This window comes from Streptomyces sp. NPDC102270 (assembly GCF_044766405.1).
Lineage (GTDB): Bacteria > Actinomycetota > Actinomycetes > Streptomycetales > Streptomycetaceae > Streptomyces.
Map to the genome: position 1 here is coordinate 154,619 of NZ_JBIWLX010000018.1, position 20,756 is coordinate 175,374.

At 72.2% G+C, this 20,756-nt stretch carries 22 protein-coding genes and 1 tRNA gene; 8 read left to right on the plus strand and 15 right to left on the minus strand.

The window, feature by feature from the left end; all coding sequences use genetic code 11:
• Positions 1–3: 3 nt before the first annotated feature.
• Positions 4–222: a zinc ribbon domain-containing protein gene (locus ACIRP7_RS33885; protein WP_403667167.1), complete on the minus strand. Its 219-nt coding sequence runs from the start codon at positions 220–222 to the stop codon at positions 4–6.
• An 80-nt stretch (positions 223–302) separates the two neighbouring features.
• Between ACIRP7_RS33885 and ACIRP7_RS33890 the strand changes: the two genes are divergently transcribed.
• Positions 303–1,952, plus strand: a complete 1,650-nt coding sequence (locus tag ACIRP7_RS33890; protein WP_403667170.1) for an alkaline phosphatase D family protein — start codon at positions 303–305, stop codon at positions 1,950–1,952.
• Positions 1,953–2,113: 161 nt separating this feature from the next.
• The gene (locus ACIRP7_RS33895; RefSeq protein WP_403667173.1) at positions 2,114–3,478 is read left to right on the plus strand and encodes a carbohydrate-binding protein; all 1,365 of its coding nucleotides are present in this window, start codon (positions 2,114–2,116) and stop codon (positions 3,476–3,478) included.
• A 40-nt stretch (positions 3,479–3,518) separates the two neighbouring features.
• Here the strand turns inward: ACIRP7_RS33895 and ACIRP7_RS33900 are convergent, their stop codons facing one another.
• The 7 genes from ACIRP7_RS33900 to ACIRP7_RS33930 form a co-directional block, all read right to left on the minus strand.
• Positions 3,519–4,613, minus strand: coding sequence for a serine hydrolase domain-containing protein (locus ACIRP7_RS33900; RefSeq protein ID WP_403667176.1), 1,095 nt, complete (start codon positions 4,611–4,613; stop codon positions 3,519–3,521).
• The gene (locus ACIRP7_RS33905; RefSeq protein ID WP_403667179.1) at positions 4,610–5,530 is read right to left on the minus strand and encodes a DUF6895 family protein; all 921 of its coding nucleotides are present in this window, start codon (positions 5,528–5,530) and stop codon (positions 4,610–4,612) included. Before ACIRP7_RS33905 ends, ACIRP7_RS33900 begins: the two co-directional genes overlap by 4 nt.
• Positions 5,527–6,519, minus strand: coding sequence for a DUF6895 family protein (locus ACIRP7_RS33910; RefSeq protein ID WP_403667182.1), 993 nt, complete (start codon positions 6,517–6,519; stop codon positions 5,527–5,529). The genes ACIRP7_RS33905 and ACIRP7_RS33910 overlap by 4 nt, the downstream gene beginning before the upstream one ends.
• Positions 6,516–7,229 (minus strand): hypothetical protein, encoded by a 714-nt coding sequence (locus ACIRP7_RS33915; protein ID WP_403667185.1) that lies wholly within the window; start codon positions 7,227–7,229, stop codon positions 6,516–6,518. The genes ACIRP7_RS33910 and ACIRP7_RS33915 overlap by 4 nt, the downstream gene beginning before the upstream one ends.
• A gap of 13 nt (positions 7,230–7,242) precedes the next feature.
• The gene (locus ACIRP7_RS33920) at positions 7,243–7,431 is read right to left on the minus strand and encodes a hypothetical protein (protein ID WP_007381710.1); all 189 of its coding nucleotides are present in this window, start codon (positions 7,429–7,431) and stop codon (positions 7,243–7,245) included.
• A gap of 141 nt (positions 7,432–7,572) precedes the next feature.
• Positions 7,573–8,970 carry a hypothetical protein gene (locus tag ACIRP7_RS33925; RefSeq protein ID WP_403667188.1) on the minus strand — a complete coding sequence of 466 codons (1,398 nt, stop codon included), beginning with the start codon at positions 8,968–8,970 and terminating at the stop codon, positions 7,573–7,575.
• An 80-nt stretch (positions 8,971–9,050) separates the two neighbouring features.
• Entirely contained in the window at positions 9,051–9,821 is a 771-nt protein-coding gene (locus ACIRP7_RS33930) for a DUF4097 family beta strand repeat-containing protein (protein WP_403667191.1), read from the minus strand.
• A gap of 267 nt (positions 9,822–10,088) precedes the next feature.
• Between ACIRP7_RS33930 and ACIRP7_RS33935 the strand changes: the two genes are divergently transcribed.
• Positions 10,089–10,160: transfer RNA gene (locus tag ACIRP7_RS33935), tRNA-Val, on the plus strand.
• A 46-nt stretch (positions 10,161–10,206) separates the two neighbouring features.
• On the opposite strand, the gene ACIRP7_RS33940 is transcribed toward ACIRP7_RS33935, so the two are convergent.
• Together ACIRP7_RS33940 and ACIRP7_RS33945 are read right to left on the minus strand one after the other, a co-directional pair.
• Positions 10,207–10,545 (minus strand): hypothetical protein, encoded by a 339-nt coding sequence (locus tag ACIRP7_RS33940; RefSeq protein WP_403667194.1) that lies wholly within the window; start codon positions 10,543–10,545, stop codon positions 10,207–10,209.
• A 746-nt stretch (positions 10,546–11,291) separates the two neighbouring features.
• On the minus strand, positions 11,292–12,599 hold the full coding sequence (locus tag ACIRP7_RS33945) for an MFS transporter (protein WP_403667308.1): 1,308 nt from the start codon (positions 12,597–12,599) through the stop codon (positions 11,292–11,294).
• Between the two features lie 203 nt (positions 12,600–12,802).
• Here ACIRP7_RS33945 and ACIRP7_RS33950 point away from each other — a divergent pair, with 203 nt between their 5' ends.
• Positions 12,803–13,228: a DUF6003 family protein gene (locus ACIRP7_RS33950; protein ID WP_352383375.1), complete on the plus strand. Its 426-nt coding sequence runs from the start codon at positions 12,803–12,805 to the stop codon at positions 13,226–13,228.
• Between the two features lie 183 nt (positions 13,229–13,411).
• Here the strand turns inward: ACIRP7_RS33950 and ACIRP7_RS33955 are convergent, their stop codons facing one another.
• From ACIRP7_RS33955 to ACIRP7_RS33965, 3 genes are read right to left on the minus strand one after another with little or no spacing between them, the layout of a single operon-like run.
• Positions 13,412–14,377, minus strand: coding sequence for a YihY/virulence factor BrkB family protein (locus ACIRP7_RS33955; RefSeq protein ID WP_403667197.1), 966 nt, complete (start codon positions 14,375–14,377; stop codon positions 13,412–13,414).
• Positions 14,378–14,437: 60 nt separating this feature from the next.
• On the minus strand, positions 14,438–14,986 hold the full coding sequence (locus ACIRP7_RS33960; protein ID WP_403667199.1) for a YciI family protein: 549 nt from the start codon (positions 14,984–14,986) through the stop codon (positions 14,438–14,440).
• Between the two features lie 33 nt (positions 14,987–15,019).
• Positions 15,020–15,775, minus strand: coding sequence for a hypothetical protein (locus ACIRP7_RS33965; protein WP_403667202.1), 756 nt, complete (start codon positions 15,773–15,775; stop codon positions 15,020–15,022).
• A 131-nt stretch (positions 15,776–15,906) separates the two neighbouring features.
• Here ACIRP7_RS33965 and ACIRP7_RS33970 point away from each other — a divergent pair, with 131 nt between their 5' ends.
• Both ACIRP7_RS33970 and ACIRP7_RS33975 read left to right on the plus strand, forming a co-directional pair.
• Positions 15,907–17,136 (plus strand): MFS transporter, encoded by a 1,230-nt coding sequence (locus ACIRP7_RS33970; RefSeq protein ID WP_403667205.1) that lies wholly within the window; start codon positions 15,907–15,909, stop codon positions 17,134–17,136.
• Between the two features lie 13 nt (positions 17,137–17,149).
• On the plus strand, positions 17,150–17,779 hold the full coding sequence (locus ACIRP7_RS33975; RefSeq protein ID WP_403667208.1) for a dihydrofolate reductase family protein: 630 nt from the start codon (positions 17,150–17,152) through the stop codon (positions 17,777–17,779).
• Here the strand turns inward: ACIRP7_RS33975 and ACIRP7_RS33980 are convergent.
• Positions 17,737–18,723 carry an alpha/beta fold hydrolase gene (locus ACIRP7_RS33980; protein WP_403667211.1) on the minus strand — a complete coding sequence of 329 codons (987 nt, stop codon included), beginning with the start codon at positions 18,721–18,723 and terminating at the stop codon, positions 17,737–17,739. The genes ACIRP7_RS33975 and ACIRP7_RS33980 overlap by 43 nt on opposite strands.
• Before the next feature lie 133 nt (positions 18,724–18,856).
• On the opposite strand from ACIRP7_RS33980, the gene ACIRP7_RS33985 reads away from it, so the two are divergent.
• A complete protein-coding gene (locus tag ACIRP7_RS33985; protein WP_403667214.1) occupies positions 18,857–19,369 on the plus strand; it encodes a GNAT family N-acetyltransferase in 513 nt (170 codons plus the stop codon).
• Positions 19,370–19,392: 23 nt separating this feature from the next.
• Here the strand turns inward: ACIRP7_RS33985 and ACIRP7_RS33990 are convergent, their stop codons facing one another.
• Complete coding sequence (locus tag ACIRP7_RS33990; protein ID WP_403667311.1) at positions 19,393–20,307, minus strand: ketopantoate reductase family protein; 915 nt, start codon at positions 20,305–20,307, stop codon at positions 19,393–19,395.
• A 117-nt stretch (positions 20,308–20,424) separates the two neighbouring features.
• Between ACIRP7_RS33990 and ACIRP7_RS33995 the strand changes: the two genes are divergently transcribed.
• Positions 20,425–20,655, plus strand: coding sequence for a DUF2277 domain-containing protein (locus ACIRP7_RS33995; protein ID WP_403667216.1), 231 nt, complete (start codon positions 20,425–20,427; stop codon positions 20,653–20,655).
• The last annotated feature ends 101 nt before the right edge of the window (positions 20,656–20,756 follow it).

The window sequence follows — 20,756 nt, forward strand, 5'->3', positions numbered from 1 at the left end:
CGGTCAGCCGCAACACCCTCCGCCGCAGCAGCCGCCGCCACCCGACTGGGGAGCCGGGGCGGCCGATGCGGACGCCGAGCCGCCCACCGCCACTGTCGACAGCAACTTCACGGTGTCGTCGTGGCCTGACGGGCAGTCGGCGGGGGCGGAGGACTCGGCCATGGGACGGCTCAGTTCGAAGGTGTCGCCGCAGGTCCGGCAGCGGTACTCGTAGCGAGGCATGTACACAGGTTAACCGGCGGCCCGGCGGGCATGTCCGAATTCTGAACTTTGTCTGGTTAACATGCTGGGGTTCTCCGCCGATGATCAACCGTGGGAGGAACCCCTTGGCCCAGCGACACGACCCCGAACTGCGGGCAGCGGCACGGCACTTCGGGCGGCGCCGCTTTCTCACGGTCACCGCGGCGGCCGCCGCCCTGGCGTTCGGTACCCATCTGCCGGCCCGGGGTGCGGCGGGCTCCAGGGAACTCGACGCGGCCAGGATCGACAGCGATCCCTTCACGCTCGGCGTCGCCTCCGGGGACCCACTGCCCGGCTCTGTGCTGCTGTGGACCCGGCTCGCGCCCGCCCCCTTCGAGCCCGACGGCGGCCTGCCCCAGCAGTACGTCGTCGTCCAGTGGGAGATGGCCTCCGACGCGAGCTTCGGCGCCCCCGTCCGCAGTGGCACGGCCGTCGCCTATCCGGAGTACCACCACACCCTGCACGTCGACGTCGACGGCCTCGAACCCGACCGCGTCTACTACTACCGGTTCAAGGCCGGGACATGGATCAGCGAGACGGGCCGTACCCGCACGGCGCCGGCCACCAGCGCCGCGGCCGCGTCGCTCACCTACGCCGCCGTCTCCTGCCAGGCCTACCACGACGGGTACTACACGGCGCACCGCCATCTCTCCCAGGACGACGTCGACGTGGTCCTCCATCTCGGCGACTACCTGTACGAGTACGCCGTGAACTCCGTGGGCGGCCAACGCGCCTACACCGACCGGAAGCTGCCGCCCCTCTTCAACCGCGAGACCATGACACTGGAGGACTACCGGCTGCGCTACGCCCTTTTCAAGAGCGACCCGGACCTCAGGGCCGTGCACGCGGCGCACCCCTTCGTCGTCACCTGGGACGACCACGAGACCGAGAACAACTACGCGGGCGCCGTAAGCGAGAACGACGACCCGCCGGAGGAGTTCCTGCTGCGCCGCGCCGCCGCCTACCGGGCCTACTGGGAGAACCAGCCGCTGCGCGCCGCGCAACAGCCGACCGGCCCCGACGCCCAGCTCTACCGCCGGCTCCAGTGGGGCACCCTCGCCCAGTTCGACGTCCTCGACACCCGGCAGTACCGCTCCGACCAGGTGTACGCGTCCACCAAGCACTCCGGCGGTCCCCTCCAGGACGACCCGGCGCGCACCATGACCGGGGCCGCGCAGGAGAGCTGGCTGATCGACGGCTGGCGTGCCTCGCAGGCCCTGTGGAACGTGATGCCGCAACAGGTCTGCTTCTCCCAGCGCAAACTCGACCTCACGTCGGAACCCCTGATGTCCATGGACGCCTGGGACGGCTACCGGGCCTCCCGGCGCAGGATCCTCGACGGCGCGAAGTCGGCCGGGGTGGAGAACCTGGTGGTGATGACCGGGGACGTGCACGTCGCCTACGCCTTCGACATCAAGGACGACTTCGACGACCCGGCCTCGAAGACCCTGGGCACGGAGTTCACCGCCACGTCGGTCACCAGCGGACGGGACGGCGCCGAGCGGCCCCCCACCTGGGACACCTATCTCAAGGCTAACCCGCATCTGAAGTTCTACGACGGGCGCCGCGGCTATGTGAGGGTCACCCTCGACCGGCAGAAGGCGCGGGCCGACTTCAGGACCGTGTCCGCCGTGACGACACCAGGCGCCCCGGTCACGACCGCCGCGTCCTTCGTGACGGAGGCGGGCAACCCCGGTATCGAGCCCGTCTGACGTACCCGCTGTGCCGGCCCGTCGGCATCCCGTGCTCCGCCGGGCGGCCCCTTCATGTCGTCCGATGCGCGGAACGAACGGGAAACGGACATCCGCTGAGCCGTTTTCGGCAAAACCTAGGGATTCGAGAGCTCTGTACTTCCACCCCGAGGAGACGCCTGATGGCCCACAGACACGTTTCAGCCGGCTGTGCCGTGCTGACGGTACTCGGTGCACTCGTGCTCACCGGGCTGCCCACCGCGGCGGCCGTCGAGCCCCCCGCGCCGACACCGGCCCCCTCCGCCGCCGAGACGCTCGGCGCGAACAGCCTCTCACCCGTGGTCCTGCGGGCCCTGGAGCGCGACCTGCGCCTGACCGAGACACAGGCCAGGACGCGCCTGGTGAACGAGGCCGAGGCGGGCACGCGGGCCGGCCGGCTGCAGAACGCGCTGGGCAAGCGCTTCGCGGGAGCGTGGGTGAGCGGCGCCACCTCCGCCGACCTGACGGTCGCCACCACCGACGCCGCGGACAGCCCGGCCATCGAGGCCGGGGGAGCACGGGCGGTGGTCGTCAAGACCCCGCTGAAGGACCTGAGGAAGGCCAAGCGGAAGCTGGACCGATCCGTGACCGGCAAGGCCCTCGACACGCCGGTCCGGTACATCGACGTACGGACCAACCGGGTGACGGTGCAGGCGACGAGCCGTGCCGCCGCCGACGCGCTCGTCAAGGCCGCCGGAGTCGACAGCGCCCTCGTGGACGTCAAGGTGTCGGCCGACCGGCCGCGCGCCCTGTACGACATCCGGGGCGGTGACGCCTTCTACATCGACGGCACGGCCCGCTGTTCCATCGGGTTCGGCGTCACCAAGGGCGACCAGCAGGGGTTCGCCACGGCCGGGCACTGCGGGAAGGCGGGGGCGACGACCACCGGCTACAACCAGGTCGCCCAGGGCACTTTCCAGGCGTCCGTCTTCCCCGGGCAGGACATGGCCTGGGTGGGCGTCAACAGCGACTGGACCGCGACGCCCGCCGTCAAGGGCGAGGGCGACCAGGACGTTCTGACCGCCGGCTCGGTGCAGGCCCTGACCGGGGCGGCGGTGTGCCGGTCCGGTTCCACCACGGGCTGGCACTGCGGCACGATCGAGCAGCACGACACGAGCGTCAACTACGCGGAGGGCACCGTCAACGGCGTGACCCGTACGACGGTGTGCGCGGAGCCGGGCGACTCCGGCGGCTCGTACATCTCGGGAGTCCAGGCACAAGGCGTCACGTCCGGGGGCTCCGGCGACTGCACGAGCGGCGGCACGACCTTCTACCAGCCGATCAACCCGGTGCTCAGCACCTACGGCCTCACGTTGAGGACCAGCACGAGCGAGAGCGGCACATCCGCCCCCGAGGACGGCCAGCAGGGTTCCTGGGCCGCGGGCCGGGTGTACGAGGTCGGAGCGCGGGTGACCGTCGACGGAGTCACGTACGAGTGCCTGCAGTCCCACCAGGCGCAGGCCGCGTGGCAGCCCGCCCTCGCTCCGGGGCTGTGGCAGCGCGTCTGAGGACGCGGTGACGTCGGCGATGCCCGAGCTCGTCGGCCGGCTACATCTCTGCCAGCAAGGTGTAGGCGGTCGGCACGAAGGCATCGCCGGCGCGGAAACGGCGGGTGGACACGGCGGCCAACGCCGTGCCGATGTCCGGCCGGAAGCCCAGGAAGGCCTGCTGACCGAGGGTCGCCCCGCCGTGGAAGTACATCGGGCCGCACTCCGTGGGGTGCTGGAACCAGGCCACCGTGTGCACATGCCGGTGCCCGATACCGCGCCGGAGCACCGGGCGTTGTACCGCGCGCAGCGCGTCGGCCAGCGGGTGGCCCGCCGGGTCCAGATGTGCTTCGAGGAACGTGAGCAGGTCGTGCGGGGTGGCCCGGACGGCCCCGGCCGCCTGGAAACCGCCGACGTCCAGCGGGGGCACGGACGTCGTGCCGTCCCTCCGATGGCCCGTGACGTCGGTGTCCGGGCCGCCGGGGACGAGCGTGGCCTCGCTCAGCCCGAGCGGCCCCAGCACGTGGCCGGTGATCAGCTCGTCCCACGGGGTGGCGGTCGCCGCCGTCAGGGCGTGACCGAGGACGGCGACACCGAAGTTGGAGTAGTGCCAGCGGGTGCCGGGCCGGTGGCGTCGCCGGTGGCGCAGGAAGGCGTCGACCACGCGCTCGGCGGGATAGCGGGCGTAGGGGTTGGTACGCCACGCCGGGAGCGCCCGGACGAAGAAGTCGGCGGGCAGGGCGGGCAGACCGGCGGTGTGGGTGATCAGGTGGGCGAGGGTGACCGGGGCCTCGCCGGGGCGCCGGGCCGGATCCAGCAGGGCGGCGGCCGGCTCGCCCGCGGACAGCAGGCCCGTCTGCGTCAGATGGGCCAGCAGCAGTCCGGTGAACGTCTTGGAGGCCGAGCCCATCTCGTAGCGCAACCGCTCGCGGGCCACGGGCGGGGGTGGCGCGGTGCCTCCGGTGCGCACGGTGCGGCGACCGTGCCGGGACAGGGCGAAGACGACGTCGGGCGCGTCCACGGCGTCGACGGCCGCGTCGAGCCGCCGCCGTACCGTCTCGTCGTCGACGGGTGCCTGCTTCGACGTCACGCCGGTGACGTCGGGCGGACCGCCCGGCCAGGGAGCGGGGCGCGTGGGGCGCGTGGCGGCTGTCATGACGGTGTGTGCGCCAGCTGTGTCAGGGCGCGGGAGGTGGCCAGGACGGAGGCGAAGGCGGCGACCAGTGTGGGGTGGTAGACGACGTCGAAGACCTCGTCGGGTCCGCCCGGCGGCATCTCGCGTACGGCGGGCATCGCGCCGTCGGGCTGCTGGGCGGCGGCGAAGCCCTCCCAGGCCCGCTCGTCGAAGGTGGGACGGGGCAGACAGGCGTCGACGACGAGCAGTTCACCGAGCAGGTCCCAGCGCTGCAGGTCGAGCCAGTCGTCCAGCCAGGCCGGCAGCCAGTCCGCGAGGTAGCCGGCGATCCCGGCCGGCAGGCCGTCGGGGTTCTCCCCCCAGTCGGTGAGGTGGAAGACGGTGTGGGTGATGTCGTAGGCGATGTGCCCTTCCACCGTCCAGGGTTCGGGTGCACGCCCCAGCCATGTCGCGCCGACGATGTCGGCCTCCGGAACCCGGGGCGGCAGGCCGAAGCGGCGCTGGAAGGCGGACAGGCCCAGGCGCCGCACCGGTGACATCTCCAGGGCGGCGAAGCTGTCCAGCCGCTGGTTGAGCCGGAAGGCCCGCTCGGCCTCGGGGTTGCTGTAGCCCAGTTCCCTGAACGGCAGGTAGACCTCGAAGGGGATGGGGGAGATGGGCTCGGTGCGCTGGCCCTGCACCAGCATCCGGCCGCCGTCCAGCGTGTGACGCCAGGCGTGGTCGATCAACTGGCGAGCCAGCGTGGCCTGTCGGGACCCGGCCACGCCTTCGCGGAACAACACCTTGCAGATCAAAGCCAGTTCGCCGACCGGCTTGAAGCGCTCAAGGAAGCCGACCTCGGGGTCGACGTCCAACTCCAGCCGGAATCCGTCGCGGTGGGCGTGCAGCCACTCCAGGGCGCCGAGCCCGACCTGGTGGATGAGACGCGTGGGGGTCATCCCGGCACTCCCTGTCCGTCGGCCGCCGCCTCCGTGTCGTCCCCGGCCGCCTCGCGCAGCCGGTTGACGGTCAGCACGGCGGCGAAGGCCGTCATCAGCGTCGAGTGGTAGCAGTCGAGGAAGGCGGGCGCGGTCGTACGGCTGCCTCGACCGCCGACCTCCGGGACGGCACCTGAGTCGTCCTGGGCCACCGAGAGCCTCGCCCACGCCTCCTCGAACAGGGCGCGCTCCGGCGGGCCGGGCAGACTGCTCGCCACGGCCAGCAGTTCGCAGCTGAGATCCCACTGCTCGTCCTCCAGACAGGTGTCGAGCCAGGGGGCGAGCCAGTGCCGCAGATAGGCCGCGACCGGCGGGGGGACGGCCTGCGGGGTGAGGCCCCAGTCGGTGAGATGGAAGATCACATGGGTGAGCGTGTAACCGGCGGCCAGTTCGAACGTCCATGGCTCCGGCAGGCCGGCGAGCCAGGTGCGGTCCAATGCCCGCGCCATGTCGTCGTGTTGCGGCAGGCCGCTGCGGCGCTCGGAGTTGAGCACGCTCAGGCGCCGGTTCGGTTCCTGCTCCGTCACGTGCCAGCCACGGGTACGGGCCACCGTCGCGGTGGCGCGCTCATAGCCGGCGTGACGCAGGCCCGCCGACGCGAACGCCGCGTACACCTCCAGCGGATACGTCGCGAAGGGTTCCAGGCGCTGCAACTCCGTGAACAGGGCGCCGCGCCCGGTCTGTTGCCACGCGAACGACAACAGGCCGGACGCCATCACGTGGAGCGGGTCGGCCGTATCGGTGTGCCGTCGTACGCAGACGCACACCTGGGCCAGCTCGCCGAGGGGCTTCCAGGTGGTGTTCACGTTGCCGTGCTCGGCGAGCGCGTCGTCGCCGAGCGCGAATCCGTCGCGGTGGGCGCACACCCAGGCCAGTGCGGCCTCGCCCAGAGCCCGGACCTCGCGCGCTGCCCGGATCTCGCGCGCCGCCCGGACCTGGTGCGCCGTCACACCAGCACCCCGGTCCGCATCAGCTGGGCGGCCTCGACCTGGAACGCCACGCGGGCGTCCTCGCCGCCCATCTGGGCCACGAACTCCAGCCCGGTGTCCAGGCCCAGCGTCCGCGGCACGCCGTCGAGGACGGTCAGCCAGCGTCCCGCTCCGGCTGCCTGCAGCCAGTCGCGGCGGCGGACCGCCCGGACGAATCCCCGGGCGACGTCGACCGGGCGGCGGCGTGCCGCACGGGCCACCGCGCAGTCCTCGCCGGGCAGCGCGAGCGGAGCGAGCACGGCGAGTTGATGGGTCAGGAACTGCCACGGCACGTCGTCGAGCCAGGCCGCTTCGGGCTCGGCGTCGTCGTCCCAGGCGCCGTCGAGGGACGCGTCCAGCCGCAGCAGGGCCCGCCGCATGGCCCAGTGACTCCACACCGAGGCGGGAGGGGCTCCGGCGGGCGGCGGATAGGCGTGTACGGCTCTGCCGAACACGGCGAGGTCGTCCCCGTCCGGGGGCGGGCAACGCAGCAGGACGCTCGGCAGGACGACATCGGCTCCCACCACCCGTACGGCGGCGAGGGACGGGTCGGCGGTCGTCCCGGGGGCGTGCCCCTGCGCGACCATGCCCGCGAGCCGGAAGCGGTCTCCGCTCCGAAGAGCGGAGACCAGTTCCGACGTGAGGCCCTGCACCGCGCCCGCGAGGCGGGTCGAAGTGCCTGACTGCTCCATGCGGATTCTCCCGTCAGCCCTTCTTCGGCCGTGGCGTCGGAGGCGACAGCAGGAGGTTGCTCGACGAGGACGTCAGAGCAAGCGCCGCGCACTGGCGGCTGTCGCGGTAGTAGCCGTCGGCCTCGACGGGGTCGAGAGCCGCTTCGACGTCGGTGCCGGGAACCTCGGTGAGGTCCTCGAGCTGGAACTCGGTGGAAGACATACCACCATCTCCTTTTGCGAGAGATATGCGGGTCTTAGTCCATGTCACCGTATTAGCGCGATGTATGCAAAAAAGGTCGATTTGTCTAGTTCGTGCGAGCTTCAATTTCCTGCTCGCAAGTAGTTGACGGCTGACGCACCCTCAGTGCGCGCCCCCGCGCTCCTCGCGGATCTGCGAGACCACCCGGGCCACCGTCTGCCGTACCGCTTCCGTCTCGGTGAGAAAGTGCCAGTAGTCGGGGTGGCGGCCCTCCAGGGTGGCGATCGCCCGGTCCAGGCGGGCCACCGAGTCGTCCAGGGGGCGCGCGTGCCGTGGGTCGGGGGTGGTGCGGCCGGTCATGGCCAGACGCTGCGCGTCGCGGATGGCGAAGCGGGTGCGGTCGATCTCCTGCTGCGGGTCCTTCTGCACGGCGTTCAGCCGGCGCAGCCGGTCGCCGGCGGCGGAGACGGACTCGTCGGTGGTGTTGAGCAGGGCGCGGACCGTGGAGAGCAGGGAGGTCGCGTCCGGCCACCGCTGTTCGTCGCGCGCGGCACGGGCCTCGCGGAGCTTCTGCTCGGCCTGCCGGACGTTCTCGGCGGCGTGGTCCGGGACGTGCTGGAGGTCCTGCCAGCAGGCGGCGGTGAACCGGCGGCGCAGTTCGCTCAGGACCGGATCGACCTGGCCCGCGCGGGTGGTGAGGGCCTCGGCGCGGGTGCGCAGGGAGACGAGCCGGTGGTCGATCTCCGCGGCCCGCTCCGGCAGCCGCTCGGCCTCCACCCGGATCGACTCGGCCTCCCTGGCGACCCGTTCGGCGCGTTCCAGGGTCTGCGGCACGCCGTGCTGTCCGGCACCCTGGTTGAGCTTGGTCAGGTCGGCTCCGAGGGCGGCGAGCCGGGCGGCGAGGTCGTCCGCCTTCAGCCCCGACTCCCGTACGGCGTCCAGGGCGTTGGAGGCGGCCAGCAGTCCCTGCCGGGCCCGCTCGACGGCCGGGGCGAGGCGGGCCAGCTGGGTCTCGGCCTTGCCGAGCAGCGGGCCGAGGCTGTCGCCGAAACGGTCCAGCTCCTTCTTGACGTTGCCGAGGTCGTCCTTGGCCCGGGTGAGCTCGGTACGCGCGTGTGCGGCGACCGACGCCTCCAGGTCGTCCCGGTCGAGGTCATGGGCGTCGACGGCCTGGATGTAGCGCCCGCTGGCCTCGTCGATCCGCCCGCTGATCGCCTGGAAGTCGGCGACCGCCCGCCGGGCGGCGGGGGAGTCGTCGACGGCAGTGATGGTCTCTATCGAGATCCGCAGATCCCGCTGCGCGGTGTCCAGTTCGTAGAACGCGGCCGCGGCGGCGTCCTTCGCGGCCTGCGCCTCGGCCCGCTGGCTCTCCGCGCGCCCGCCGAACCAGCGCCGGGTGCCGCCGCCGGCGAACGCGGCCGGCAGCACGAGGGCGGCGAGCAGGGGCAGGCCGACGAGAGTGAGGGTGTCCTTGAACGCCTGACGGTGTGCCCGCGGCACCGAAGACTGTGCCGACGGCACCGACGACGACGAGTACGGCTGCGAAGGTGTCGCCGTCACATCCCTCTCCCGTGCTGTGGTCCGTCCTGGCGGTGCCCGGTGTCATTCTCCCACCGGTAAGGGACGAACACACGGGCCGATCAGTTCGCGGTTCGCACCGTGACCTTTCCGTCTCCGCTCTGGGCGGACACGACGTGGTCACTGGAGTCGGACCGGGGCACCGACACGTCGACCCCTCCGTCGCCGGTCTTCGTCTCGACGCGGTAGGTGGCCTTCGGCAGCTCGACGGTCACCGAACCGTCGCCGCTGCGGGTCTGCACCCGGTCCGGTACGGCGCCGAGTTCCAGGTGGACCGAGCCGTCGCCGGTGCGGGCGGTGACGCGGCGGGAGGTGACCTCCGCGCGCATCGACCCGTCGCCGGTGTGCAGCTCCAGCGGCCCGCTGGAGTCGGTGACCCGCACGGAGCCGTCCCCGGTGCTGATGCTCAGCGGCCGGGTGAACCCACGGGCCCGCACACTGCCGTCGCCGTCCTCCACCTTCACGCTGATGTCCCGCGGCACCTCGATACGGTGCTTGGCCGCGCAGTCGGCCACGACGCCGCTGCACTTCATCCGCAGCACCAGCCGGTCGTTCTTCATCGACCAGGTCACCTCGGGGTCCTTGCCGACGGCGACGGTTCCCTGGAACCAGCGGGTGACCTCGACCGTCCCCGACTTGTTCGAATCGGCGGCGACGATCTCCAGTGCCGAGTCGTCGGAGTCGACGGTCAGGGTGCGGCCCTGGAGCGCGAAGGACCTGTGGTCGGGGGTCTTGTCGTCCCCGGCGGAGGCACCGCAGGCGGTGGCCCCCGCGACGAGAAGCGCGACGACCCCGGCCGCGGCGGCGGCACGTGCGGGAACGGAACGGAACATGATGATCTCCCCCTGGTTCAGCCCTGAACGAGCTCTGACTCAGCCCTGATCGAACTCTGATAGAGCTTTGACCGCGCCCTGGACGGGCGGCCGCGGGCACTCCGCGACCCTGCTTCGACCCTAGGGACCGGGGCGCCCGCGGGGGATCCGGGCCGCTCCCGGATCGGGGGTGGGGTTTTCCCCCGTACCGACCCTGACTTCCCCGGGCCCCCGGAGTAAGGGTTTGCAGGGCAGGGCCCCGGGCAAGGTAGGCTGTCGACTCGTCTCGGGTGCGTAGCTCAGGGGTAGAGCGCCTGCCTTACAAGCAGGATGTCGGCGGTTCGAAACCGTCCGCGCCCACATCAGGAGAGGACCCCGGCCGATCTCGGCCGGGGTCCTTCGTCGTTCAGCCCGCTTCCCGCGTGCCGGTCGCGTGCTTCAGCCCGGTCCGGGCGTCCACGCGGTCCGGTGTCTCCACTTCCGTCCAGAAGCGGTGCGTGGTGACGAAGACCGCGAGTTCGTGTTCGCGTCGCCGGAGCTTCTCCACCTCGGCCTGTTCGTCGGGGGTCCAGCCGGGGGAGGCGGGGCGCTCCACCTTCCGCCAGCCGTTGTCGTCGCTGAAGCCGTCCAGAGGCGCGACCGACCAAGGAAGCCGCTTGAGCAGGGCCGACAGCTCGGCCCGGACCTGATGCAGCTCCTCCTGACCGGCGAGGAGGTCACTCGGAAAGTCGTAGGTCTTAGGCACGCCACAATGCTACGCCTGTTCGATTTTGGGTGGCGAGTGGCTTCGGGAGGTTCATGCGAATGGGGTGGTGGGTGGGTGGGCGGCGGGCGGCGGGCGGTCTGAGGGGCGGGCGGTCGGTTTGGGCGGGCGGTTGGTGGCCGGGGTGGACGGTTGGTCTGGGTGGCGGACGAGTGGTCTCGTGACGGATGGACGGTGTGGGTCGGCGGCTGGTGGTGGTGCTGGCGGTCGGTCTGGGCGCCGGACGTGTGCTCTTCGTGGCGGGCGGGTGGTCTGCGTGGGCGGCTGATGGTCATGACGGGCGGGCGGGCGGGCGGTTGGTGGCCGTGGCGGACGGGGTGGCGCACATGTGACTCGCGTGGCGGATGGTCGGTCTGGGCGGTGGACGTGTGCTCTTCGTGGCGGACAGGTGGTCTGCGTGGGCGGCTGATGGTCATGACGGGTGGGCGGTTGGTGGCCGTGGCGGGTGGGCGGCGCACATGTGACTCGCGTGGCGGATGGTCGGTCTGGGCGGTGGACGTGTGCTCTTCGTGGCGGGCGGGTGGGCTGGACGCCGTGGTCGTCGCCTCCGCTCCCGAAGGCCTCGCGGCGCTGAGAGGTTCGCGACCGGCGACGCGCGGCGGGCGTCGAGGCGGTGCGGGTGGACGAAGGCCGACTCCGGGGCGGGCAGACGGGGTTCGCGGCGGGCGGTCGGTCGGTCTGGGTGGCGGACCCGTCGTCCTCGCGGCGGGCCGTCGGTCCCGCTGGAATCAGTCGGACGCGAGGTCGGTGTGCCCCACGTGGGCCGGGAGTGTCCGTCCCAGCTGGGCGAGCGGGGACAGGGCCATCAGTGCCGGCGACAGCATCATGCCCGCGGCCGTCACCAGGAGACTGGTGCGCAACCCCCACTCCTGCGCGAGATACCCGCCGAGCAGGGAGCCGAGCGGGGTCAGGCCCATGCCGACGAACGTGATCGTGGCGGCCACGCGGCCCTGCATCCCGTCCGGGGTGACCGCCTGCCGTACGGCCATGACCGTGACGTTCACCAACTGGCCGCCCGCCCCGAACACGAAGCCGACCGAGAGGAGCGCGGCGACCGTCACCCCGGAGGAGCCGTGCAGCACGGGCACCCACAGGAACGCGCCGTCGCCGAGCACCGCCGCGGACACCAGCACGACGCCATGACCGAACCGGCCCGGCAGACGGGCGGCCAGCAGCGAACCCAGGAGCGCGCCCGGCCCCGTAGCCGCGAGGCACAGTCCCACGACCGCGCCCGACAGGTGCAGTTCCCGCGGCAGGAAGAGCAGATAGACGGTCATCAGCGCGGCGAAGGAGAACTGGAAGGCCGCCGAGGCGAGGCACACGGTCCGCAGGGAGGTGTCGCGCACGACGAAGCGGAGGCCCTCCTGAATCCGCCGCCCTGTGCGAGGGGAGCGTCCCGAGTGCTCCGGTATCGACTCGCCGCGACGGATCCCTCGGATCGACAGGAACGACAGCGCGAAGAAGAGCGCGCCCGCGGCGGCGGCGACCGGTGCCGACAGCCAGGACACCAGCGCACCACCGAGGGCGGGACCGCCGGTCTGCGCCGCGGACCGGCTGCCCTCGAGCGCGCTGTTGCCCCGCACCAACTGGTCGCGTCCCACCAGCCGCACGAGAGACGACTGGTAGGCGACGTCGAAGAACACGGACAGGACCCCGACGGCGAAGACGACCGCGAACAGTGCGGGCAGGCCGAGCAGCCCCAGGAGCCCGGCCAGGGCGGCGGCACCCAGCGCCAGGGCCCGGCCGGCGTCCGACAGGACCATCACCGTGCGGGTGCGCCATCGGTCCACCCACGCGCCGACGAAGAGCGAGAGCAGCAGGATCGGCGCCTGCCCCACCGCTCGCAGGACGCCCAATTGGCCAGCACCGGCGTCGAGAGTCAGGACGGCGAACAGCGGCAACACCAACAGGCTTGTCTGTTCGCCGAGTTGGGAGGCGGTCTGGCCCACCCAGAGGCTACGGAAGTCGCCGTTCCGCCACAGGTTCGACGGGGTGGGGCGACCGGAATCGGACACGTTGGAGGAAGCGGACGGCACAAGGATCCCCGGATCGAAGGCGTGCTGTGCCACACCGTCAGGGGCGGCACGCGATGACAGGCCGGACGGCCTACGACGTCAACGCGTGCTGGGAAAACCGGGCATGTCCTCACTCCTCCGGGGTCATCCACCGAACCTGAACATTAGCCGGGCGAGGCGGGGTAAGGGGAGGTCGATCGACCCCTGGTGTGAAGGAGCCGAGGATGACCGACGACGCCTACCTGTTCCTGCTCGACAACGCGTCCGCGCGGCTGGGCGTGGCCCCCGCCGCCGTCGGCGAGCTCGCGTGCATGGAGACGCCCGCGGTCCGCGCGTGGCTGGACGCCCAGGGAACCACATTGACCTCCCCGCATCTGCGTCTGCTGCCGCCGGAGGAGACCGCGGCCGTGCCCGAGGGGGCCGAACGGCTGCCCGTGCCGCTGAGCGAGGAGGAACTGAGCCGGGTCCGCCACCACTTGGCACCGGAGTCCCTCGCCGGGGTCGAGGAGGAACTGCTCACCTACCGCGACTACGCGGACGGCCGGGACGGCCTGATCGGCCGCGCGCTGGCCGCCGGCGTACCGCCGCATCGCATCGTCGAACTGACCGGCGTGGACCCCGCGACGGTCACGGCTGCGGCGGAAGGCTGACGCCGGGGGCTGCGGGCGTACTCCGGCTCACCTCCCGGGGCCGGGATCCGGGTGTACGGCGCCGGTATGCCGTAGCACCCCGCGTGCCATCGCTGCCGGGCGGTCTCACACCCCGGGATGGGGACCTGGGGGTACGGCCCCGGTGCGCCGTCGCATCCCGCGTCACATTGCTGCCGGGCGGTCTCACACCCCCGGACCCGGATCGGGGTGTACGGCCGACTCGATGCCGGCGCGGGCCGCCTCCAGTTGGGCGGCGAACGCGATGCCGAGGAAGAGGGCGACAGCGGTGAGGTTGGCCCACAGCAGCAGGGCGATGAAGGCCGTGAGCGGCCCGTACACGGCACCGAAGGCACCGCTCTCCTCGACGTACAGCGCGAGCAGCCAGGTGGCCGCCACCCACAGCAGCAGATGTACGGCCGAGCCGAAGGCCAGCCAGGTGTAACCGGGCTGCACCCGGCGCGGTGACCAGCGGAAGATCACGGCGGAGGCCACCCAGGCCAGCGCGAGCCCCACCGGCAGGTCCAGTACTCCCCACCAGCGCGGACCGCCGCCCGCCCGGCCCGCGGACTCGGCCACCGCGTCGCCCACGGCCTCTCCGGCGACCAGCACGACGAACCCCAGCACCAGCGGCAGACCGGCGGCGAGCGCCAGCACGATCCCGCGCGCGTACTTGCGCGGGAAGGGACGGTCGCGCTCGATGCCGTAGATCCGGTTCGCGCCGCGCTCGATCTGGCCCATGGCCGAGGCGAGGTTCAACAGCGCGAAACCCAGACCGAGCCACAGGGCGAGCGTGCTCCAGACGCTGCCGTGCGCGGTGCGGCGCGTCCCGTCGAAGGCGTCCTTCACGACATCGGCGCTCGCGCCCGGCACGATCCGGCCGAGCGTGAGCTCGATGATCCGGCCCACGCCCTCCGTGTGCACCGACGTGGCCAGACCGACCAGCGCCACGGTGCACGGAACCAGCCCGAGCACCACCTGGAAGGCGAGGGCGCGCGCGTTGGTGAAACCGTCGGCGTAACGGAACCGCGCGAAGGAGTCGGTCAGCAGCCGCAGCCCGCCGTAGTGGCGCAGGGCGGTGAACGCCTCGTCTCCGGAGAGCTCGTCCCCGATCATGTCCCGGGTCTGCGGGACCCGGACGGCGGTACCCATGGCGTGGACGCTCCTTGGTCGTGCGGCTGGTCCCTGTGCGGTTGCCCCGAGAACGGGTTGTCAGCGTCGTCCGCCGAACTCCCACTCGTGGACCTCCACGGCCGCGTACCGGTCCGCGGTCAGCACGGCCCGTGCCCGGTCCGGATCCGGGGCGCGGACCAGGGCCGCGGTGCCCAGCCAGGCGCCGGCGTCGTCGGACAGGAGAGGACCGTAGGCGATCAGGTCGTCCTTGTCGGCCGGCACGGCGAGGTCGGCGGCCTCTCCCGCGCCGAGACCGAGCACCAGATACCGGTCGCCGCCGGTCCGGCCGCCGGGGAAGTCCCACATGGTGCGGCCCAGCAGGTTGCGCCAGCGGCGCAGTAGTACGTCCCGGTACGCGCCGGCCTGGTAGTTGGGCTCGTCGAAGGCGAACGCGCGGGCCGCGGCGGGGTCGGGCAGGTCGACGATGTGCACACTGCCGGTGGGTGTCTCCCCGTCGGCGCCGAACGTCGGCCCACGGGCGATCAGTTCGTCCGCAAACCGGTCCATGTAGGCCCAGTGCGCTTCCGTCAGCTCCTCCCGCAGGGGCAGGGAGCCGGGCCGGTCACGGTGGTAGCAGAAGAACTCCATGACCCCAGAGCCTTGTCGATCTACGTCGGCTTCTCAACGGCATGTGCCCGGCGGCCTGTTCGCCAGCTCGGCGAGCATCGGGGCGAGTCGGGGGGCGAGTTCGGGACGGGAACGTTCGAGCTCGGCCATGACGACGTCGATCGTGGCGCCCAGGGCCCGGTTGAGTTCCGCAACGGTGAGCGAGCGGACGAGCGTCGACTCCAGCGCGGTCGAGAGGTCGGCGGGTAGGAAATGGGCGCCTTTCGCGTGCGCGGCGGGGTGGCCGAGCCGCAGACAGGCCAGGGCGATCACGTGGTCGCGCAGGGCGCTGATCCAGTGCTCGGCCTGCCACCGGCGGGCGCGCTCGACGCACGCGCGCGCGTGGAGGGCGTGATGCCACAAGAGGCCGACCAGGGTGTCGCCGTCCGGGGGAGCGAAGGGTTCGAGGGGGCGGGGCCGCCCGAAAACGGTCCGCCACTGCGGGCCCCGCGGGCCGAACTCGGCCTCCGGGGCGAACGTCAGGTCGATCTCCAGCCAGCCCGGCAGAAGGAACACGCGGATGACGGCCGCCCCGACTCGCAGGTCCCAGTGGTGCCGCGCGCCGAGATCGTCGTAGAGCCAGCCGGTCCACCGCTCCAGCGTCGGCGTCAGGTCGCCGTGCACGGCCAGGACCAGGTCGGTGTCCGACCATCGGTCACCCTCCTCGACGGCGTGCGAGCCGGTGAAGGCGGCGCCCACGACGTTGTCGTCGGCTTCGGCGCGGGCGAGCAAACGCTCCCGCAGGCGGTCCCGTTCCTCGACCGTGAACATCGGCCCCGTTTTCGTCCAAGCGTCGTAGGTGCTTTGTCCATGGACCGGGCCGTGGCCGGGACGCGAGGGTCGGTTCATGGACGCGGATCTTGAGGATTGTCGTGCATAGCCCGGCGGTCGAACGGCCACGGATGGCAAGTGGGCTGCTCGCGCTGGCCCTCGGTGGGTTCGGCATCGGGCTGACCGAGTTCCTGATCGCGGGGCTGCTGCCGCAGGTGGCGTCGAGTTTCGCGGTGTCCGAGGCGGCCGCGGGACGTTTGATCTCCGGATACGCGCTGAGTGTCGCGGTCGGCGCGATCGCCCTGACGGCGGCGACCGCGCGACTGCCCCGCAAACACGTCCTGGTCGGCCTGGTGGTCCTGTTCGTCCTCGGCAACCTGCTGTCCGCCGTCGCACCGAGCTACCCGGTGATGCTGCTCGGGCGGATCGTCGCCGCGCTGTGCCACGGTTCGTTCTTCGGTATCGGCTCCCTCGTCGCGCGCGGCCTGGTCGCGCCGGAGCGCAAGTCCCGCGCGGTGGCCGTCATGTTCGCCGGGCTGACGGTCGCGAACGTGCTCGGTGTGCCGTTCGGCGCGCTGGTGGGGGAGCGCTGGGGCTGGCGGGCCGCGTTCTGGGCGGTCACCGCGGTCGGCCTGCTCGCGCTCGCGGGGATCGTCGCGTTCGTGCCGAGCGGTCACAGGGAGACACCGACGGCTCCCACCGCCCTGCGCGCCCAGCTCGGCACGTTCCGGTCCCAGCAGGTCTGGCTCACCCTGGTGGCCACCGCACTCGGCTACGGCGGGATGTTCGGCGCGTTCAGCTACATCGCCTACACGCTCACCGAGGTCGGCGGCTTCTCCCCGGCGGATGTCGCCTGGCTGCTCATGGTGTACGGCGTCGGCCTGGTCGTCGGCAACCTGATCGGCGGTCGGGCCGCCGACCACGACCGCGACCGTACGCTGCTCCTAGCCCTGGCCGGTCTCACCGTCACCCTGGGCGTATTCGGACTGCTCGCCGAGAGCGCCTCGGCCTCGGTGGTGCTGGTGTTCCTGATGGGGGTGTTCGGGTTCGCCGGCGTGCCCGGCATGATCACCCGCGTCACCGACCACGCGCAGGGCGCCGCACTGGCCGCAGGCGCCAACGTGTCCGCGTCCAACATCGGCAACGCACTGGGTGCCTGGGCCGGGGGCCTCGCCATCACCGCGGGTCTCGGCTACACCGCACCGCTCTACGTCGGCGCGGGCATGGTGCTCACCGCCGTCGCCGTCATGGCCGTGGCCGCGCGTGGAGCAGGGGCGGCCGCTGGGCAGGACCGCGAGTCGGCGCCCCGCGATGACTTCCGCGCGCTGGGCCGGTCTCAAGGAGGACGAGGAGCGCCGTGAGAAAGGAACAGCCATGGAGAACCCCCAGGGCACACACGCGCAAATGACGTCAGCGGCGTCAGCGGCGGACATGGCACCGCAGGCCGCCGCGGGCAAGGTGCTCTGGCATTTCACGATGTCGTTGGACGGGTTCGTGGCCGGTCCCGGGCACACGATGGACTGGATGACGGGGTTCTCGTTCCGGCCCGGCCTCGTCGAGGAGTACGCCGCGACCACCGGGGCCGTGCTGGGCGGACGGGACGGCTGGGACGCCTTCCCCGACGTCGGTGCCGTCTACGGCGGCGCGTGGCAGGGGCCGCTCTTCGTCCTCACGCACCACCCCGAGGACGCGCCGACGGCCACCGGGGTGACCTTCCTGAGCTGCGACGCCGCCGAGGCCGTCCGGATCGCCCTGGAAGCCGCCGGCGGCAAGAACGTGGAGGTCTTCTCGCCCACGATCGGCCGGCAGCTCCTCGAACGCGGGCTGATCGACGAGATCGACCTGCACATCGTGCCCGTCCTGCTCGGCGACGGCATCCGACTGTTCGAGAACCCCGGCGGCGCTCCCGTCCGCCTCGCCCGCCTCGACGGCGGCGACCGCACGGCCGCGGTGAACGTGCGCTACCGCCCGCTCGCGACCGACCCCAGCCACTCGGTCAGGTGACGGCCCACCTCCTCGGGGCGTTCCTGCTGGATCCAGTGGCCGCAGCCACCGAGGAGGTGGGCGGCGTGCAGACCGGGCAGCGTGGTGGGGAAGGCGTCGATGGCGTCGGACAGCCAGGTGGTGGAGGCGTCGAGGGCGCCGCCCAGGAAGAGCGAGGGCCGGCGGATCGGCGCGCCCGCGTAGGCGGCCAGGTCCTTCCAGTCCCGGTCCATCGCGCGGTAGCGGTTCAGGGCCCCGGTCAGTCCCGTGCGCTCGAACTCCCCCGCGTAGACGTCGAGATCGTCCTCGGTGAGCCAGGCCGGGAGGCGGCCGTCGGGGAAACGGTCGCGCAGTTGCCCGCCGGGTGTGACGAAGTGCGGATCGGCGGCCGGGAGGTGGGCGTCGGCCGCGGGCATCGTGTCGGCCGAGAGCGCGGCGTAGAAGCCGGCCAGCCAGCCGCGTACGTCCGGTTCGATCTCCCGTTCGGCCCGGCCGGGCTCCTGGAAGTAGGAGACGTAGAACTCCTCCTCCCCGCCGAGCCCGGCGAAGACCTCGCTGGGGCGGGGGCCGCCGGGCGGGGTGTACGGCACGCTCAGTAGGGCGACCGCGTGGAAGACCTCTGGCTTGAGCAGCGCCGAGTGCGCGGCGATCGTCGCGCCCCAGTCGTGTCCGACGACCACCGCGGCACGCTCGCCGAGCGCCTCCACCACGGCCGCGTTGTCCTCCACCAGCTCGGTCATCCGGTACGCCGCCACCGCCTCCGGCTTCGAGGAACGGCCGTATCCGCGCACGTCCACTGCGACCGCGCGGTATCCGGCCGCGGCCAGCACCGGCAGCTGGTGCCGCCACGAGTACCAGGACTCCGGGAAGCCGTGCAGCAGCAGGACGAGGGGGCCGCTGCCCTGTTCCACAAGGTGGATCCGGCCGGCGGGACCGGGGACCAGACGGTGGGTGAGGTGCGACATGTGTCCTCCGTACGTACGGATATGGGTCACGACGAGCATGCGGGGCGGCGACGGTGTCGCGCGAGGTCTGTTGCCGGTTCGGCAAGTCCGCAGATCGGAGTCGTTGTCAGACCCGACGCCTACTGTGGTCGGCATGGATACGGAGCAGGTGCGGCTGGTGGCCTGGGCGGAGGGTGACTTCTGGCTGCTTCAGCGGATCAACAGCCCTGAGATGACCGACCACTTGGGCGGGCCCGAGAGCGAGGAGAAGCTCGTCGCGCGGCACCGGCGGTACGTCGGGCTGTCGTCCGGGCGGATGTACCGCGTCACGCTCGCGGACGGCGGGGAGACCGTCGGCTCGGTGGGGTTCTGGCAGCGTGAGTGGCGGGACTCCCTGATATGGGAGACCGGGTGGGGGATCCTGCCGGAGTTCCAGGGGCGGGGGCTGGCCGCGCAGGCGGCCCGCGCCGTCGTGGAGGAGGCACGGGCCGCCGGTGGACACCGGTATCTGCACGCGTTCCCGGGCGTGGAGCACACCGCGTCGAACGGCGTCTGCCGTCGGGCGGGCTTCACGCTGCTCGGACAGGCCGCGTTCGAGTATCCGAAGGGGAACTGGATCAAGTCGAACGACTGGCGGTTCGACCTGACGGGCGGGGACGGCGGCTGAGGGGGGCACTTGAGGGTGGGGCGTCAGCGGGCGGCGTCCGCCAACTCCCGTACCACCCGGGCCGCGACGGGCACCTTCACGCCGTGCCGGTCGGCCGCGCGCAGCAACGCCCCGCCGATCGCGTCCAGTTCTAGGGGGCGGTCCGCCTCCGCGTCACGCTGCATCGAGGACTTCGTGCCGGGCGGGAAGGCGTCGTAGCGGGCGAGTGCCTGGGCGGCGTCGGCGGGGCCGCCGCAGGCCGCGCTGACCGCGGCGGTTTCCTCGACCAGCGCGGTCAGCTCCTCGCGGTGGCGGGTGCGCACCTCGCCGAGGGGGAGGGCGTGCAGGGTGGTGAGGAGGGCGAAGGGAGCGAGGAAGGACATCTTGGCCCACAGGGTGGCCGTCTCGTCGTCCAGGACACGGGTCGCGGGGCCGGCCGCGGCCAGGGCGGAGGCCAGTGCGTCGAGGCGCTCGCGGGGGACGCCGTCGCCGGTCAGGTCGAGCTCGGCGAAGGGGCTGCCGTGTTCGATGACGCCCGGTGCGAGCCTCGTCGACTCGACGCGGATCACCGCGGGGGCGACCCGGTCCGGGCGGTAGCGGGTGCGCAGGGTCGCCGGGTGTTCGACGCCGTTCAGGAGGGGGACGACCAGACCGTCGCCGAGGGCGGTGGGCGGGACGCGGTCGAGGGCGGAGTGCAGGGAGGTGTGCTTGACGGCGATCACACAGGCGTCGACCGGTTCGCGCAGCTCGGTGTCGGCCTCGACGGGGGTCGTGAAGTCGCCGAAGGTGCTGCTGCGGACCTGGATGCCGGCTGTGCGCAGGGTGTTCGCCGTGGCCTCGCCGGCCAGGCAGATCACGCGGTGTCCGGCGCGGGCCAGGAGGGCGGCGAGGAGGCCGCCGGTGCCGCCCGGGCCCAGGACGGCCACGGTGGGTTTACGGTGCGCGGAGTCGTGCGCCATGTCGGGGTGTTCCTCTCGTCGGTCGGCCCCGGGGTCGGTGGCCGCCTCGGCGAGGATCATGGCATTTGGAACGGGCGGGCGGAAGCGCCGATCCGCTCGGGGAGGGAGACTGTCGGTATGTGCCGCAGTATCAAGACGCTTCGTCCGCCTGTGTTGCCCGAGGAGGCGACGGAGGAAGAGATTCGGGCCGCCGCGCTTCAGTACGTGCGCAAGGTGTCGGGCTTCCGGGCCCCCGCCGCCCACAACCAGGAGGTCTTCGACCGGGCCGTGGAGGTGATCGCGGAGGCGACGGCGGAGCTGCTGGAGGGACTGGAAATCCGGGGAACGGCTCGACGCGAGGCGAGCTGACCGGGGCCGGCGTCGGGGACGGGCCTGGTGCGGGGGCGACCGGGGGCAGATCCGACGGCCACCGACCGGGCGGAGCTGCACCTACCGGGGATGCGGGACCG